Here is a 15,889-nt window from a genome sequence, read left to right as displayed (position 1 = left end):
GGGGCAGGGGACCGCTCGGGGGAGCGGACATGGCAATCGGCAAGTATAGGGAGGTGTTTCTTAACAATTCGTGAACGAGCGTGCGGTTTTTGCTCGCGTCCTGCCTGCGGTTTTCTGCAGGCTGCACGCGGCAATCGAGCTAATCCCTCGTTGCGCGTGCAGCTGTGGCGAAGCGTTCAGCTCAATTGGCTGTCTTGATACGCCCAATCACGCAGCCAGCCTCGAAATAAGCACCTGCCTGTTCGGCAATCTGAACATCGCCCGCGCAGGGGGCGAGGATCGAGGTTTCCATTTTCATCGCCTCCACCACGGCGATCACTTGGCCGGCGCTGACCGAGTCGCCGTCGCCGACGACCCAGGCATGCAGGTTGCCCGCGACCGGCGTCAGCACCGCTTGTGGATCTGCGGCCTGGCTGGGGCTTGAGCTGGCGCTGGCGGGAGCCGGTCCGTTGAGGCTGATGCCGCGCAACAGGGCGGCGGGCAGGCCCAGTTCGTGGCGCTTGCCGTCGATTTCAACGAAGGTGCGCAGCACCTCGGGGTCGGCCGACAACGCGCTGCGTGGGGCGAGGGTGATCTGTTCGGCGAAGTCGGTCTCGATCCAGCGGGTGTGCACGGCAAATCGGTCGGCGCCGGTGAAGTCGGCATGCTCCATCACGGCCCGATGAAAGGGCAGCACCGAGGCGATGCCTTCGATGTTGAACTCTGCCAGGGCACGGCGGGCGCGGGCGATGGCCTGTTCGCGGGTGGCGCCGCTGACGATCAGCTTGGCCATCATCGAATCGAAGGTGCTGGGCACGCTCGAACCCGTGACCACGCCGCTGTCCAGGCGCACGCCGGGGCCGGAGGGTGGCTGGAATGCGCTGATGTGACCGGGGGTGGGCAAAAAGCCTTTGCCCGGGTCTTCGGCGTTGATGCGAAATTCAAAGCTGTGGCCGCGCGGCACTGGCGTTTCGCTGAACGACAACGGCAAACCGTCGGCGATACGCAGTTGCTCGATCACAATGTCCACGCCGGTGGTTTCTTCGGTGACCGGGTGCTCGACTTGAAGACGCGTGTTGACCTCCAGAAACGACAGCGTGCCATCCTGGCTGAGCAGAAACTCCACCGTGCCGGCGCCGACGTAACCGGCCTTGGCGCAAATAGCGTGGGCCGACTGATGGATACGCTCGCGCTGGGCGTCGCTGATGAACGGCGCGGGGGCTTCTTCCACCAGCTTCTGGTTGCGGCGTTGCAGCGAGCAGTCACGCGTGCCGACCACCACGACCTTGCCATGTTTGTCGGCGATGACTTGCGCTTCGATATGCCGAGGACGGTCGAGGAACTGCTCGACGAAACACTCACCACGGCCGAACGCCGCTTCGGCTTCGCGCACGGCCGAGGCGAACAATTCGGCGACCTCGTCCAGGCGCCAGGCCACTTTCATGCCGCGCCCGCCACCGCCAAAGGCGGCCTTGATGGCAATCGGCAGGCCGTGCTGCTCGGCAAACGCCAGCACTTGGGCCGCGCTTTCGACCGGGCCTGGCGTACCGGCGACCAGCGGAGCGCCGACCTGCTGCGCCAGTTTGCGCGCCTCGACCTTGTCGCCCAGCACGTCGATGGTCTCGGGGGTGGGGCCAACCCACACCAGCCCGGCGTTGATCACCGCGCGGGCGAAGTCGGCACGCTCGGACAGAAAACCATAGCCTGGGTGCACGGCATCCGCGCCGCTGCGTTTGGCAATGGCCAGGAGTTTTTCGATATCCAGGTAGGTGTCTGCCGGGCGCTGGCCGTTCAGGGCATAGGCTTCGTCGGCCTGACGCACGTGCAGGGCGTCGATGTCGGCGTCGGCGTACACCGCAACCGATTGCACACCATAGTCACGGCAGGCGCGGGCGATGCGGACGGCGATTTCACCACGGTTGGCGATCAGTAATTTTTTCATGGGGTTTTCTTCGCATCGGCAGTTGAAAAAGAGGCATCTGTGCGCGGTTGGATTTCGCTGAATGCGCTCAGCGGGTTGAAGCGAATCTGCGCATTGATCGGTATCTGCCCGGCCAGGTCCAGGTGGTGACTGGCCACGGCGGCGATCACCGGGTAGCCGCCGGTCAGCGGGTGGTCGGCCAGGAACAGCACCGGTTGCCCACTGGCCGGGACCTGGATGGCGCCGACGGCGGTGCCTTCGCTGGGCAATTCCTGGTGATTGCTGCGGGTGAGCGGCATGTCTCCGGCCAGGCGAATGCCGACGCGGTTGGACTGCGAGGTGACGCGCCACAGCTGACTGCTCAGGCGCTGCACGGCGTCTTCGGTAAACCAGTCAGTGCGTGGCCCCATCACCACGTCGAGGGTGACGATGTGCGCTGCCGTCGGCAGTTCGAAGGCCGGCGCTTCCTGCAGCGATACGCTGGTGCCGGTGGTGCGTGGGGTAAAGCCCAGGCGGTCGCCGACGGCGAGCGCCGGTGGGCCAACCTGGGCCAGGGTGTCGGTGGACAGGCTGCCGAGCACCGGCGTGACGTCAAAGCCGCCACGCATCGCCAGGTAGCTGCGCAGCCCCGCCAACGGTGCGCCCAGGCTGACACGATCACCCATGGCCAGTTCGATGGGCTGGTAGTTGTCGGCCGTCCATTGCAGGCCGCTGGCGCTGGTAATGGTGATCGGCGTGCGCGCGCCAGTGACCGCGATCACCCCATGGCCGTGGCAAACAAAGCTCAGGCCGCCGAGTACCGATTCCACGCAGGCCATGTCCGAGCGATTGCCCACGGCGCGGTTGGCCGCGCGCAGGGCGCCGAGGTCCAGCGCGCCGGAGCGCGACACGCCCTGATCAGTCTGGCCGGGGCGGCCCATGTCCTGCAACACGCTGTGTAACCCGGGGCTGATGATTTCCAGGCAGGCGCCGCTTGGGGCGGCGGCACGCGCGGCGGCGCTGGTAGCGGGCAAGCCGCCGGCCGGGAGCGGGCCGGCGTCGGTGAATCGCACTTTATAGCCAGGGCGCAGCAGGGCCGGTTCGGCGCGGTTCAGGTCCCACATCTGCAACGGCGTGACGCCGATGATCTGCCAGCCACCGGGGCTGGCCTGGGGGTAGACGCCACTGAAGTCTCCGGCCAGGGCCACGGCGCCCGCCGGTATGCGGGTGCGCGGGGTTTGCCGGCGCGGCACCTGGAAACCGGCGCCGCCGGTGAGGTAGGCAAAACCCGGTGCAAAGCCACAAAAGGCCACGCTGTAGTCATGGGCGGTGTGGCGCTGTATCACTTCGGTGCGGCTGATGCACAGCAGGGTGGCGACTTCGTCGAGGTCTTCGCCGTTGTAGTGCACGGGGATTTCCACCCGGCGCAGCTCGCCTTCGCGGCGCTGGCTCAGGTCCCGGCCGGCGATACGCTCGACCAGCGCCTGGCGCTCGATGGCGCTGGGACGAAACTGGATCAGCAGCGTTCGCGCGGCGGGCACGATTTCTTCGACGCCGGCAATCGGCTCCGCCATCAGGGCGTCGAACAGGGCCAGGGTTTGGTCGAGGTCGTTCAATTCGACGAGCAGGGTGTCCAGGTTGACCGGTAGAAAGCGCACGGGAAACTCCTAGACGTGGTAAGTGCTGTCAGGCACATCGGTGATGAACATATGGCCGGGCGCGTGGGTGATCGCAAAAGGCACACCCGACGCCGCCACCGCCGCCTGGGGCGTCACGCCGCAGGCCCAGAACACCGGCACCTCGCCAGGCTCGATGCGCACTGCGTCGCCAAAGTCGGGTCGGCTCAGGTCCTGGATGCCCAGCAGTGCAGGCTCGCCGATGTGCACCGGGGCGCCGTGGACGGCGGGATAGCGCGCGGAGATTGCGCTGGCCTCGGCCACCCGATCCGGCGGGATCGGGCGCATGGACACAACCATTTCACCGTGCAGGCGTCCCGCCGGGCGACAGGCGCGGTGGGTGCGGTACATCGGCACGTTGCAGCCATCGGCGATGTGCCGCACTTCGATGCCCGCTTCCTGCAGGGCGGTTTCAAAGGTGAAGCTGCAACCGATCAGGAACGCCACCATGTCGTCGTGCTCGGCCCAGGCCTGGGTGGCGTCGCTGACTTCGTCGACCATTTTTCCGTCCCGCCAGATGCGGTACAGCGGCAGGTCGGTGCGCAGGTCTGCGCCTTGCGCCAGCAGCGTGCTTGGACTGCCCGCGTCGCTGACGTCGAGGACCGGACAGGCTTTGGGATTGCGCTGGGCGTACAGCAGAAAGTCGTAGGCCCATTCGCGCGGCAGGGCGATCAGGTTGGCCTGGGTCATGCCCGGGGCAATCCCGGCCGTAGGGGTTATCAGCCCGTCACGGTAGGTTTGACGGGCTTGCCGGGCAGCGTCAATGGCCGCCTCGCGGGCGCGGGCGAAGGCATTCATGGGCGATCTCCCGCAAACGGCCGCACGGACAGGTTGGCCTGCTCCAGCACTCGGCGCAGTTCGCGCGCCATGTCCACCGCTGCTGGGCTATCGCCATGCACGCAGATGGAGTCGGCCTCGATGCGGGTGCGCGTGCCATCAATGGCTTCAATGGTGCCGTCTTCGACCAGGCGCAGCATGCGTTGCGCCACCTGTTTCGGATCGTGCAGCACCGCGCCCGGTTCACGTCGCGACACCAGCGTGCCTTGCGGCGTGTAGGCCCGGTCGGCGAAGGCTTCGGCGACACACTGCAAGCCCTCGTCGCGCGCCCATTGGATCAGCGTGGAACCGGCCAGGGCCACCAGTATCAGCGTGGGATCGATGGCGCGGATGGCGGCGATCACCGCCAGCGCCTGGCGACGGTCGTGGGCAATGGTGTTGTACAACGCGCCGTGGGGTTTTACGTAGCGCACCGACGTGCCCGCAGCCCTGGCCAAACCTTGAAGCGCACCGATCTGGTAGATCACGTCGGCGGTCAGTTCATCGCTGGCCAGGTCCATGTTGCGGCGACCGAAGCCGACCTTGTCCGGGTAGGCCACATGGGCGCCAATGGTGACGTTTTTGCCGGCGGCGGCTTGCAGGGTGCGCAGGATGCCGGCCGGGTCGCCGGCATGAAAACCGCAGGCGACGTTGGCGCTGGTCACCACATCGAGCATCGCGCTGTCGTCGCCCATGCTCCAGGCGCCGAAGCTCTCTCCCAGGTCGCTGTTAAGATCAATTGCACGCATCAAAAGTAACCTCCGGTTAAATCAGGCCGCGCCGATAAAGGCAAAGATGGCACCCGCCGACTTGTAGGCCATGAACCACGACAGCAGACAGGTGAGGATACCCAGCACCAGCAACCAGCGAGGATAGTGGTAGCCGTCCATGAGATCGGAGCGGCGCCAGCCCACGTACATGAAGATGCTCAGGCCCAGCGGCAGGATCAGCCCGTTGAAGCCGCCGGCGAACACCAGCAGCGCCGGCGGTGGTTTGCCCAGCATCAGATAAACAGCCAGCGAAATGACAATGAACACGACGGTCGCCAGGTGACGCACGCGCTCGGTGATGCGTTTTGAAAACACCGTGATAAACGACATTGATGTGTACGAAGCGCCGATCACGCTGCTGATCCCCGCCGCCCACAGCACCAGGCCGAACATCATCATGCCGATATTACCCGCCGCCGCATGGAACGCCTGGGCCGCTGGGTTGGCGCCCTGGCCGGACACATCGATGACGACGCCACTGGCCACCACCCCGAGAATCGCCAGGAACAGCACATAACGCGCCACGCCCGTGACCAGAATGCCGGTCAGCGCTGCCCTGGAAACCGCTTCAATGTTTTCCACACCCACCGTGCCCCGGTCGAGCAGCCGGTGCGCGCCAGCATAGGTGATGTAGCCGCCGACCGTGCCACCGACGATGGTGGTGATGGCGGCGAAGTCGATGAAGTCAGGCCACACCGATTGACGCAGGGCTTCGCCCAACGGCGGATGGGTGGCAAAGGCGGCGAACAGGATCAGGCACACCTTGAGAATGCCCAGCGCCATCATGATGCGGTCCATGGCAATGCCGGCGCGATGGGAAGAGAAAATCGCGATGGCAAGCAGCGCACTCAACGCCCCGCCCCATTTGGGGTCCAGGCCGGTCAACGCATTCAAGCCCAGGCCGGCACCGGCGATATTGCCCAGCATGAACACCAGGCCGCCGGACAGCACCAGCAATGTCAGCAGGTAGCCACTTCCGGGGATTGCCGCGTTGGCCAGGTCCGCTGCGCGCATCCGCGTCAGCGACACGATGCGCCAGACGTTCAACTGCACCACGAAGTCGATCAGGATCGAGGCCAGAATGCCGAACGCAAACGCCGCGCCGAGGGTCGCCGTGAACGTCGCCGTCTGCGTCAGAAAGCCCGGCCCGATGGCCGACGTCGCCATCATGAAAATCGCCGCCACCAGAGAGGCGCGCCGGTCTTTGGTGAACGCTTGAGGGGTCTGTGTCACGGCATCGTTCCTACGGTGAGAGATACCTCGACTGAGCAATGTGTGTGCCAGAAGCCATGAATCGGCACCTAAGTGTTGGTTGATAAAGGGTTTATTGTTGAACAATCTGTTGTTGATGAATGATTCATGTGCACTCAATTGTTACCCAAAGCCCGCGAGCTGCTACTTAATGAAGCACGCTCCCTGCGTCATCCTTGTGCCTTGCACCCAGCTCTGATGGAATAACCGCGCGGTTATTCCTACCTTGGATTTCTTATGAACGACGCACCTCCCACTCTTCCTCGCACGCTGGGAGAATCCATCACCCAGGAAATACGCAGAATGCTGGTCGAAGGCGAACTCGTGCCCGGCCAACGCCTGTCCGAAGCCGCACTGGCCGAGACTCTGGATATCTCGCGCAACACCCTGAGGGAAGCGTTCAGAGTGCTGACCCGCGAAGGCCTGCTCAAACACGAACCCAACCGCGGCGTCACGGTCGCAGCGCCCGACATGGCCTCGATCATCGACATCTACCGCGTGCGCCGCTTCATCGAATGCAAGGCCATCGCCCAAGGCTACCCCCAACACCCCGGCGCCCTGCACATGCAGCAAGCCGTCGAAGCCGGCGCACGCGCACGCGAAGCCAAGGATTGGGTGGCAGTGGGCACGGCCAACATGGCGTTCCACACCGCCATCGTCGAACTCGCCGACAGCCCGCGCCTGCTGGTGTTTTATGGACAAATCTCGGCTGAGTTGCGGCTGGCGTTTGGCTTGCTTAATGATCCGCAGTTTTTGCACCTGCCGTTTCTGGACATGAATGCTTCGATACTTCGGTGTGTGGAGGAAGGGCGTGCGGGGGATGCGGTGGTGATGCTGGAGGGGTATTTGGTGCAGTCGGAGCGGACGGTGTTGGCGGCGTTTGAGCGTAGGGGGAGGGGGTAGGGGAGGTTGCGGGTATAAAAAAGACGTCTGGGGGACGTCTTTTTTTGAAGTGCCATTGACCCTAACGCGCAGCTGTAAACCGTCTCCATCGCTGAGGACGTAGTCCTTGTCTTCGGCTTTACCGCTTTGAGCTGGCGGTCAGAGAGGCGGGAGGCTTGGGCGCACATGAGGTATTCGATGACATCAATTGGTATTGCAAAAATTATCAATGAAAGGCTTGGAATACCACGTGGCGTGGATTGTGCCGGACGTCCATGGACGCTAATAGACCCTAAAGCCCCGTATTTACTGGATTTCAGGCACAAAAAAAGACGCCCTTGGACGTCTTTAGATGTTGAAGTGGTGGAGCCGGGGGGATTTGAACCCCCGTCCGCCAGTACTCCGCTGTCGGTACTACATGCGTAGCCGTTTCTATTAAGTTAACCCTCAGCGACCCGAAGGGCAGGGTGCTTTGGGCGAGTTGTGTAAGTTTTAGCCGCTTCGTCCACAACGTACTGCACGGCGATTCTGTTCTATATGACAATCACTTTGGGTTTACAGACATCCCCTGGTGATTGCTGGACCCGAAGGTACCAGAAGCTCAGGGCTAAGGCTGCTTACGCAGCGAGAGCGAATTCCTGGCCGTAGTTTTCGTCATTGGCAACTATAAGAAGTTGCAACAGTGGATTTACGAGTTCTGTTACCAACTCGGCATGCACCTAAAGTTTCGCGACCGGCGTCGAATCCTAAACGGCCCCGTGCTTGTAACTCGTTGTTTCTTAGTGAGTGACAAGCCTGTGCAGTCTACGTCAAATCGTCACGGAAGGCCAACCCGAAGGTTGGCCTCTCGCTTACTGACCGCCTTTGTCGCTGTTTTGCAGGTCCTGCAGAGCCTTGGCGCTGATCTCGATGCACTTCTTGTCATCGCCAGCTGCATGAGCCGCCTTGGCCTGGGAGACGGCGGTGTCGATTTCGCCGCTTTTGCCGCTGGTGTCGGTGGCGAGCAATGCTTTGCCGTTGTTGATTTTGTCGAGGTTGATCTGGCACAGGTCTTTGTCATTACCCGCGGCGAACACAGGGGACGCCAGCATCGCAGCGGTAACAAACAAGCCAGCAAGAGCGGAACGCTTCATGGGGTATCTCCTTGCGCAAAAGGGCTCGACGCTGCTGGCGTTGAACGGCGGCCAGCGACATCACTGATGAGCCTCGTTCGTCGAGGCCTATGCAGATGACTACGCCAGTGCGCAGGGGTTCTGTTTTTTTGCGGGTTTAATATGTGCGTGCTTTTGTGACGCGGTCAACGAGGTACACCAACCCGTGGTAATCGATGCCGCCCTGTTGGCTCAGGCCGATTTCGCAGGTGCGGCTGGTGGAAATGCCTTCACTGCAAGAGTGCACCGCCGTCTTGAGTGAGCGCAGGGCGTGGGCGTTGAGTTCCGGCGTGGTGAAGCCTTTGTCGCCGGCGAAACCGCAGCAGTGGATACCTTCCGGAATGACCACGGTGTTGGCGCAGCGTCGGGCAAGGTCGATCAGTGCCTGGCTTTCGCCCAGGTGTTGAGTGCTGCAGGTGACGTGCACGGCGATTGGCGCTTGCTGAGGTGTGAAGTCGAGGCGGTCCATCAGGTGGGTGCGGATAAATCGTACGGGGTCGTAGAGGTCCAGACGTGTTTCGCCCAGGTCTTGCACCAGGCGCAGGGTGCAGGGGCTGGTGTCGCAGTAGATCGGATCGAGGCCGCCACGGCTGGCCTGGAGCAGGGCGCCGATCAGTTCCTGGCGCTTGTGATCGGCCTGTTCGGCGTAGCCTTTGGAGGCGAAGGGTTGGCCACAGCACAGGCTGTCGAGGTTGTCGGGGATGACGACTTGGTAACCGGCTTTTTCCAGCAGGCTGCGGGTTTTGTCGTACAGCGACATTTGCTCGTTATCTGTGGCCGCCGGGCCCATCGCGCGTGAGACGCAAGCGGCGAGATAGACAACGCGCGGACGTCCGTCGGTGACTGTAGGGCTGAAACGAATGGCTTTTTCCGGTTGCGGCATGGCAGTGGTCCACTGCGGAACCTGTCCCTTGGACAACCTGGTCATCTGCGCCGACAACTTTGCCAGGCGCGGGGCGCCCAATAGCATGCGCGCGCCGTTGGCGACATGTAGGGTGAATCGCATGCCTTGCAGCACAGTAGCGAAATGGGTGGCGAGCCATTCGGCAGTTTTCCTGCGGTCGGCGTCCCGGCTGCGCAGCTTTTTCATCAGGTCACCGGTATTGATGCCTACAGGGCAGCGCTGGGCGCACAGCCCGGTGGCGGCGCAGGTGTCGATGCCCTGGTACTGGTAGGCGGCTTCGAGTTCGGCGGTATCCACGCCCGCGCGTTTCCTGGCCTGGATGTCACGCCAGATCACGATGCGCTGACGCGGGCTCAGGGTCAGGCCATTCGACGGGCACACCGGCTCGCAAAACCCGCACTCGATACACTTATCCACAAGCTCGTCGGCAGCCGGCAGGGGCTTGAAGTGCTTGAGATGGATTTGCGGGTCTTCGCTGAGCACTACATCCGGGTTGAGGATGCCGTTGGGGTCGAGCAGGCGCTTGAGCTGCCACATCAGTTGATAGGCCTCGCTGCCCCATTCCAGTTCGACGAATGGCGCCATGTTGCGGCCGGTGCCGTGTTCGGCCTTCAACGAGCCTCCGAATTCCACGGCCACCAACTGCGCCACGTCATCCATGAACGCTTGATAGCGTGTGATTTCTTCCGCGCTGTTGAAGCCTTGGGTGAACACGAAGTGCAGATTGCCCTCCAGGGCGTGTCCGAACAGGATGGCTTCGTCGTAGTGATGTTTGTCGAACAGCGCGATCAGACGGTTTACGCCGATGGCCAGTTGCTCGACCGGGAAGGTCACGTCTTCGATGATGACGGTGGTGCCGGTCTTGCGCGCCGCCCCGACGGCGGGGAAGGTGTCTTTGCGGATCGCCCACAGCCGGGCGTTTGCCACGGGGTCTTCAGTGAAGTCGACCTGCTTCTCCACCGCAAAGGAGGCCAGGGCCTTCATGATCAGCGCCAGTTGCTCACGGAGTAATGACGGCGACGCCGCGCGGGATTCAATCAATAGGGCGCAGGCTGTTTCCGATAGGTGCTGTACGAATTCGGGCATGCCTGGCTTGTTTTGCACGGAGCGCAGGCTGCGTCGGTCCAGCAGTTCCACGGCGGAAACTGGCTGGGTTTTCAGGGCGGTTACGGCGTTGCAGCAGGTCTCGACATTCGGGAATACGATCAGCGCCGAGGCTTTGTTCGGATGGTCGACCACCGTGTTGTAGGTCACGGCACTGATAAACCCCAGGGTGCCTTCGGAGCCCACCAGCAAGTGGCTGAGGATCTCCAGTGGGTCATCAAAATCCACCAGGGCGTTGAGTGACAGGCCGGTGGTGTTTTTCAGACGGTATTTATGGCGGATGCGTGCGGCCAATTCGGCATTCGCCCGCGTCTGGCGACCGAGTGTCGCCAAGCGTTCAAGCAGCGCGCCGTGCCGATTGCGAAATACCGTGACGCTTGCCGCGTCTTCGGTGTCCAGGCGGCTGCCATCGGCCAACACCAGGCGAATGCCGGCGAGGGTGTGATAAGTGTTCTGCGCCGTACCGCAGCACATGCCGCTGGCGTTGTTGGCGACGATGCCGCCGATTTTGCAGGCATTGATTGACGCCGGATCCGGCCCGATCTTGCGCCCGAACGGGGCGAGCCAGGCATTGGCCTGGGCACCGATTACGCCTGGCTGCAGGCGGATTTGCAGGCCTTGCCCGCGAATTTCGCGGCCGTTCCAATTGTCGCCCAGGACGATCAGTACCGAATCGCTGATGGCCTGCCCGGACAGGCTGGTTCCCGCTGCGCGGAATGTCACGGGTACGCCATCGCGTTGCGCCCATTGCAGCAGCGCGACCACTTCGTCTTCCGACTCGACGCGGATGACCAGGTGTGGGATCAGTCGGTAAAAACTGGCATCGGTACCGAAGGCGAGCGTTGAAAGTGGATCGTCGAAACGCCGATCTTTCGGGATCAGTTGTGCGACATCGCTCAGGAAAGCAGTAGGCAGACTCATCGATCCTCCAGAAACAGCAGACGCCGGAGACGCTGTCCGGTGTCGATTCCTATCCTGTTACGCGCAGGTCATCAGCATACTGGTGAACCGGTAAGTGTGAGCTGGCGTTATCGGGAGCTGTATCGGGAGGAGGTCTGTGGGAGGCGAGGGCATGTAGCCACGGGAGGTTCCCGGGGCTACGCCGTGACAAGGTTAGTCTTCCTTGCCTTTGTTGCGTACGGCGCGATGCAGCTCGCGATTGGAATCGCGCTCACGTTCGGTGTCGCGCTTGTCGTATTCCTTTTTACCCTTGCCCAGCGCAATCTCGCACTTGACCAGGTGCTTGCTCCAGTACCAGGACAGGCAAATGCAGGCATAGCCTTTCTGTTGCACGGCAGCGGCGAGCTTTTCCAGTTCGCGGGCGTTGAGCAACAGCTTGCGTGTGCGTACCGGGTCGGCAATCACGTGGGTGCTCGCGGTGGTCAGCGGGGTAATATGACTGCCGAGCAGCCACGCCTCGCCATCCTTGAGCAGCACATAGCTGTCAACCAACTGCAGCTTGCTGGCGCGCAGACTTTTTACTTCCCAGCCGGCCAGGACCAGACCAGCCTCGAAACGGTGTTCGATGAAGTAATCGTGTCGCGCCTTTTTATTTTGCGCGATGGTCCCTGTAGGGTGTTTCTTTTGTTTAGCCATAGGGGCGGCATTATAGGGAGTTGCGAGCGTGTCGGCTACGGTCAAGCTGCGTGCTTGAGCGTGTTGAGCGAATCCCGGACAATGCGGGCAGTTCTTTGGTTTTTTTCTCTCGCGGATTGGGCTGTTTTTTTCGCGATGTTTGTCTCAGCAGTGGAAATAACGCTCACATGACGACGCATATTCAACGTTCGGCCCTGCTGCCTTATCCGGCGCAGGCGCTCTATGACCTGGTCAACGACGTGGCGCGTTACCCGGAATTTCTACCCTGGTGCTCGACCGCTGAAGTGCTGGAAGGCAGTGACGAGTACATGGTTGCCAGTGTTGGCGTCGCCAAGGGCGGCCTTAGCCAGCACTTTGTCACGCGCAATATCCTGGTGCCTGGCAAATCCATCGAAATGAATCTGCAGGAAGGCCCTTTTACGCAGTTGCATGGCGTGTGGGTATTCAAGGCATTGACCGAGAAGGCCTGCAAGATCAGCCTGGATCTGTCCTTTGATTACGCCGGGCCGATTGTGCGGGCGACGTTGGGGCCGCTGTTCAATCAGGCAGCGAATACGTTGGTCGACGCCTTCTGTGAACGAGCCAAGCAACTGCATGGTTGAGATTGAAGTGGTGTATGCCACCGCCGAATGCCAGGTTTTATTGGCTGTAAGCGTGCCGGTCGGTACTTGTCTGCGGGCAGCCGTGCAGGCGTCGGGAATGGCTGCGCAATTTCCTGAAGTGGAGCTTGCCGATTGCCCGTTGGGGATTTTTGGCAAGGTGGTGACGGATGCCGAGACTCGCCCTGTGCAGTCGGGTGACCGCATCGAGATTTATCGCCCGCTGCTGGCAGATCCCAAGGAAGTGCGCAGGCTGCGCGCGGCCAAGGCTGCGCTGGCCAGACAGAGAAACGACTAGGCTTGCCAATTGGCAGGCAACAAAAAGCCCGGCATGCCGGGCTTTTTATCGAGCGCCGCTAACTTACTGCGGGCTGGTGTCCAGAGGCTGTGGCGACGGGACTGGAACAGTTTCCACACCGTCGACGTCTTTCTGGATCTTGTCCAGCAAAGAGCCAGGCTTGGCCGGTACTTCGGACTTGGGCTGCTCACTTTGCTGCGCGGGAGCAGGCACAGGTGCAGTGCCGGTGTCCTTGCCAAGCAGGGCTTCATCACGGCTTACGCCAGGCATGAAGTCACCGGAAAGGCTGACGAGCTGATCATTGCCATTGAAAATGACGCTGACGCGTTCCTGCTGGCGTTCACCGCCACCCGGTTGAAGGCTGTACAGATAATCCCAGCGATCGGCATGGAAAGTGTCGGTCAGCAGGGGGTTACCCATGATAAACCGTACTTGCCGTCGGGTCATTCCGGGGCGTAACTGGTCTATCATGTCCTGCGTGACGACATTGCCCTGCTGGATGTCGATTTTGTAAACCCCGGGGAATGAACAACCGGCGAGTGCGAGCAGTCCCACAAAGGTGAAACTGGTTAGCAAGAGCTTGGTGTTTTGCATCGGTGGGCGACTTCCACTATCTTGGCTGGGACAACGTAAACGCCGATCATACCCGTATTAAGAGAAGCTGCGAAGCAGCATCCGCGAGAAAGCTAACCATGGTTGAAAATAGCGAACTACGCAAAGCCGGTCTCAAAGTGACTCTGCCTCGAGTCAAGATTCTACAAATGCTCGATTCTGCTGAGCAGCGCCACATGAGTGCCGAGGATGTCTACAAGGCGCTGATGGAGTCTAACGAGGACGTAGGCCTGGCCACGGTTTACCGTGTGCTGACCCAGTTTGAAGCCGCAGGGCTGGTGGTTCGCCATAATTTCGACGGCGGTCATGCAGTGTTCGAACTGGCTGACGGTGGTCATCACGACCACATGGTTGACCTGGATACCAATGAGGTTATCGAGTTCACCAGTCCGGAAATCGAAGCCCTTCAGCACAAGATCGCTGAGGAGCATGGCTTCGATTTGGTTGACCACAATCTCGTGCTCTACATACGTAAGAAAAAGTAAAAGTCGTTGCAGATTCGCTCTGCAAAACGATAGAAGGCGACCCCAGGGTCGCCTTCATGCTTTCTATAGGAGGGAGAAGAGACTCAACTCAAGCCTTGGCCGCTACCACCATTTTCTTCGCGTGAGCCAGAGACTCCTTGGTCAAGTCGATGCCGCCGAGCATTCGCGCCACTTCCTCCACGCGCTCGGACTTGTTCAGCTTGGACACGGCCGTATGGGTCGCATCACTGCCTCGGACTTTATGCACAAACAAATGCTGATGGCCCTGGGCTGCCACTTGCGGCAAGTGAGTCACGGTCAGCACCTGGCCGCGATCTCCAAGCCGACGCAACAACTGGCCGACAATTTCTGCAGTTGGGCCGCCAATCCCCACGTCTACTTCGTCGAACACCAGCGTCGGTACGCGTGACGTTTGTGCGGTGATGACCTGGATCGCCAGGCTGATGCGTGACAACTCACCACCGGACGCCACTTTTGCCAGAGCCTTGAGCGGTTGCCCAGGGTTGGCGCTGACCAGCAGTTCCACCTGTTCCAGGCCGTGAGGCTGCAGTTCGTTGTTGGCATTGGCGCGAAGCTCGATCACGAAGCGGCCGCCCGGCATGCCCAGTCGCTGGATCTCTTGTTCCACTGCACCGGCCAGGCGGGTGGATGCCTGCTGGCGAAGCTCGCTCAGCTCCCTGGCCTTTTCCTGATAATGCCGGGCGAACGAAGCGAGTTCATCGCCCAGCCGCTCTATGGATTCATCATTGGCGTTCAGTGTTTCGATTTCATCCATCAGTTTCTGCTGCATCGCAGCCACTTCACTGGGCTGGATGCGATGTTTGCGCGCCAGGGTATAGATAGTGTCCAGGCGTTCTTCGATTTGCTGCAGGCGTGCAGGGTCGGCATCGAAGTGGTCGAGGAAGCGGTTGAGTTCGCCCACGGCTTCCTCGACCTGGATCTGCGCACTGGTGAGCAGGGTAGTGGCTTCGCTCAGCGAGCCGGATGCGTTGTTTACGCTGGAAAGCCGATTGAGGCTGGCCGTGAGTGCATTCAGTACGTTACCCGAATCACTCTCGCTGCATTGCTCGACCACCTGGCGGCATATGCCCAACAGGGTCTCGGCGTTCGTGAGGTTTTTGTGTTCCTGTTCCAGCTGTTCCAGTTCGCTTTCGCCAAGACTCAGGCTTTCCAGTTCTTCAAGTTGATAGCTGAGCAACTGGTGGCGAGCACGTTGCTCGTCGCCGGAATTTGAGAGGCGCTCCAGCTCCTGGCGGGTCTGGCGCCAGCGCTGGGCGGCCAGTTGGACCTGACGCGCCAGTTCCGTGGCGCCTGCGTATTCGTCGAGCAGCCGGCGATGGGTGTCGGTTTTCAGCAGCGACTGATGTTCATGCTGACTGTGGATATCGATCAGCAATTCGCCCAGGGCCTTCAAGTCGCCGAGGGGGCAGGGCGTGCCATTGATATAGCCGCGCGAACGCCCTTCGGCAGTGATGACCCTGCGCAGGATGCAGGGGCCTTCATGGTTCAAGTCGCGCTCGGCCAGCCAGGTTTCGGCCTCGGGGATGTCCGCCAGGTCGAAGGTAGCCAATATGTCGGCCTTGTCTGCACCGGGGCGCACCACGCCACTGTCGGCACGGTCGCCGAGTGTGAGGCCCAGGGCGTCGAGCATGATCGACTTGCCGGCGCCGGTTTCGCCTGTGATTACGCTCATCCCGCGATCCAGTTCGAGATCCAGGTGTTCAACGATGGCGTAGTTATGTACGGACAGGTGCACGAGCATGACGGCCGCTCCCAGGCTTTAGGTATGGTTATTTATACAGTGTTTTATTCAGGGCTGACAATCCTCCCGCTTAGCTCGATTTGCTTGGTCAATCATTTTTTTTA

General features: G+C 61.4%; 14 protein-coding genes and 1 other RNA gene. 4 read left to right on the top strand and 11 right to left on the bottom strand.

Going from position 1 to position 15,889, the window contains the following annotated elements:
- Positions 1 to 181: 181 nt before the first annotated feature.
- Genes JOE32_RS13415 through JOE32_RS13395 form a run of 5 tightly spaced genes read right to left on the bottom strand, consistent with a single transcriptional unit; the run spans position 182 to position 6,374 of the window.
- A complete protein-coding gene (locus JOE32_RS13415) occupies positions 182 to 1,921 on the bottom strand; it encodes a biotin carboxylase N-terminal domain-containing protein (protein ID WP_209984970.1) in 1,740 nt (579 codons plus the stop codon).
- Complete coding sequence (locus tag JOE32_RS13410) at positions 1,918 to 3,537, bottom strand: 5-oxoprolinase/urea amidolyase family protein (protein ID WP_209984967.1); 1,620 nt, start codon at positions 3,535 to 3,537, stop codon at positions 1,918 to 1,920. Before JOE32_RS13410 ends, JOE32_RS13415 begins: the two co-directional genes overlap by 4 nt.
- Positions 3,538 to 3,546: 9 nt before the next feature.
- Positions 3,547 to 4,353 carry a putative hydro-lyase gene (locus JOE32_RS13405; RefSeq protein WP_209984963.1) on the bottom strand — a complete coding sequence of 269 codons (807 nt, stop codon included), beginning with the start codon at positions 4,351 to 4,353 and terminating at the stop codon, positions 3,547 to 3,549.
- Entirely contained in the window at positions 4,350 to 5,120 is a 771-nt protein-coding gene (locus JOE32_RS13400; RefSeq protein WP_209984960.1) for a 5-oxoprolinase subunit PxpA, read from the bottom strand. The genes JOE32_RS13405 and JOE32_RS13400 overlap by 4 nt, the downstream gene beginning before the upstream one ends.
- 21 nt (positions 5,121 to 5,141) lie before the next feature.
- Entirely contained in the window at positions 5,142 to 6,374 is a 1,233-nt protein-coding gene (locus JOE32_RS13395; protein ID WP_209984957.1) for an NRAMP family divalent metal transporter, read from the bottom strand.
- Between the two features lie 255 nt (positions 6,375 to 6,629).
- On the opposite strand from JOE32_RS13395, the gene JOE32_RS13390 reads away from it, so the two are divergent.
- A complete protein-coding gene (locus JOE32_RS13390) occupies positions 6,630 to 7,295 on the top strand; it encodes a GntR family transcriptional regulator (protein ID WP_209984954.1) in 666 nt (221 codons plus the stop codon).
- 340 nt (positions 7,296 to 7,635) lie between these two features.
- On the opposite strand, the gene ssrA is transcribed toward JOE32_RS13390, so the two are convergent.
- From ssrA to smpB, 4 genes are all read right to left on the bottom strand, one after another.
- Positions 7,636 to 8,032, bottom strand: a transfer-messenger RNA (tmRNA) gene (ssrA, locus tag JOE32_RS13385).
- A 93-nt stretch (positions 8,033 to 8,125) separates the two neighbouring features.
- On the bottom strand, positions 8,126 to 8,407 hold the full coding sequence (locus JOE32_RS13380; protein ID WP_209984952.1) for a hypothetical protein: 282 nt from the start codon (positions 8,405 to 8,407) through the stop codon (positions 8,126 to 8,128).
- A 136-nt stretch (positions 8,408 to 8,543) separates the two neighbouring features.
- Entirely contained in the window at positions 8,544 to 11,354 is a 2,811-nt protein-coding gene (locus JOE32_RS13375) for an FAD-binding and (Fe-S)-binding domain-containing protein (RefSeq protein ID WP_209984947.1), read from the bottom strand.
- Positions 11,355 to 11,546: 192 nt separating this feature from the next.
- Positions 11,547 to 12,029 (bottom strand): SsrA-binding protein SmpB, encoded by a 483-nt coding sequence (smpB, locus tag JOE32_RS13370; protein ID WP_003235073.1) that lies wholly within the window; start codon positions 12,027 to 12,029, stop codon positions 11,547 to 11,549.
- Between the two features lie 167 nt (positions 12,030 to 12,196).
- On the opposite strand from smpB, the gene JOE32_RS13365 reads away from it, so the two are divergent.
- Together JOE32_RS13365 and JOE32_RS13360 are read left to right on the top strand one after the other, a co-directional pair.
- Positions 12,197 to 12,631, top strand: a complete 435-nt coding sequence (locus JOE32_RS13365; RefSeq protein ID WP_003235071.1) for a type II toxin-antitoxin system RatA family toxin — start codon at positions 12,197 to 12,199, stop codon at positions 12,629 to 12,631.
- Positions 12,624 to 12,926 (top strand): RnfH family protein, encoded by a 303-nt coding sequence (locus tag JOE32_RS13360; protein WP_209984944.1) that lies wholly within the window; start codon positions 12,624 to 12,626, stop codon positions 12,924 to 12,926. Before JOE32_RS13365 ends, JOE32_RS13360 begins: the two co-directional genes overlap by 8 nt.
- A gap of 63 nt (positions 12,927 to 12,989) precedes the next feature.
- Here JOE32_RS13360 and JOE32_RS13355 read toward each other — a convergent pair whose 3' ends face one another.
- Positions 12,990 to 13,520 (bottom strand): outer membrane protein assembly factor BamE, encoded by a 531-nt coding sequence (locus JOE32_RS13355; RefSeq protein WP_057008727.1) that lies wholly within the window; start codon positions 13,518 to 13,520, stop codon positions 12,990 to 12,992.
- Positions 13,521 to 13,618: 98 nt separating this feature from the next.
- On the opposite strand from JOE32_RS13355, the gene fur reads away from it, so the two are divergent.
- Positions 13,619 to 14,023 (top strand): ferric iron uptake transcriptional regulator, encoded by a 405-nt coding sequence (fur, locus tag JOE32_RS13350; protein WP_003194220.1) that lies wholly within the window; start codon positions 13,619 to 13,621, stop codon positions 14,021 to 14,023.
- Positions 14,024 to 14,111: 88 nt separating this feature from the next.
- On the opposite strand, the gene recN is transcribed toward fur, so the two are convergent.
- Positions 14,112 to 15,785 carry a DNA repair protein RecN gene (gene recN, locus JOE32_RS13345; RefSeq protein ID WP_209984939.1) on the bottom strand — a complete coding sequence of 558 codons (1,674 nt, stop codon included), beginning with the start codon at positions 15,783 to 15,785 and terminating at the stop codon, positions 14,112 to 14,114.
- Positions 15,786 to 15,889: the final 104 nt, after the last annotated feature.

It is taken from the genome of Pseudomonas sp. PvP025 (assembly GCF_017832155.1).
Taxonomy (GTDB): Bacteria; Pseudomonadota; Gammaproteobacteria; order Pseudomonadales; family Pseudomonadaceae; genus Aquipseudomonas.
Note: the sequence above shows the minus strand (reverse complement) of the source record. Positions and strands in the feature narration are given on the sequence as shown.

Coding starts and splice junctions, on each gene's coding strand:
- JOE32_RS13415 (WP_209984970.1), bottom strand. CDS start 1,921: ATGAAAAAATTACTGATCGCCAACCGTGGTGAAATCGCCGTCCGCATC.
- JOE32_RS13405 (WP_209984963.1), bottom strand. CDS start 4,353: ATGAATGCCTTCGCCCGCGCCCGCGAGGCGGCCATTGACGCTGCCCGG.
- JOE32_RS13400 (WP_209984960.1), bottom strand. CDS start 5,120: ATGCGTGCAATTGATCTTAACAGCGACCTGGGAGAGAGCTTCGGCGCC.
- JOE32_RS13390 (WP_209984954.1), top strand. CDS start 6,630: ATGAACGACGCACCTCCCACTCTTCCTCGCACGCTGGGAGAATCCATC.
- JOE32_RS13380 (WP_209984952.1), bottom strand. CDS start 8,407: ATGAAGCGTTCCGCTCTTGCTGGCTTGTTTGTTACCGCTGCGATGCTG.
- JOE32_RS13375 (WP_209984947.1), bottom strand. CDS start 11,354: ATGAGTCTGCCTACTGCTTTCCTGAGCGATGTCGCACAACTGATCCCG.
- smpB (WP_003235073.1), bottom strand. CDS start 12,029: ATGGCTAAACAAAAGAAACACCCTACAGGGACCATCGCGCAAAATAAA.
- JOE32_RS13365 (WP_003235071.1), top strand. CDS start 12,197: ATGACGACGCATATTCAACGTTCGGCCCTGCTGCCTTATCCGGCGCAG.
- JOE32_RS13360 (WP_209984944.1), top strand. CDS start 12,624: ATGGTTGAGATTGAAGTGGTGTATGCCACCGCCGAATGCCAGGTTTTA.
- JOE32_RS13355 (WP_057008727.1), bottom strand. CDS start 13,520: ATGCAAAACACCAAGCTCTTGCTAACCAGTTTCACCTTTGTGGGACTG.
- fur (WP_003194220.1), top strand. CDS start 13,619: ATGGTTGAAAATAGCGAACTACGCAAAGCCGGTCTCAAAGTGACTCTG.
- recN (WP_209984939.1), bottom strand. CDS start 15,785: ATGCTCGTGCACCTGTCCGTACATAACTACGCCATCGTTGAACACCTG.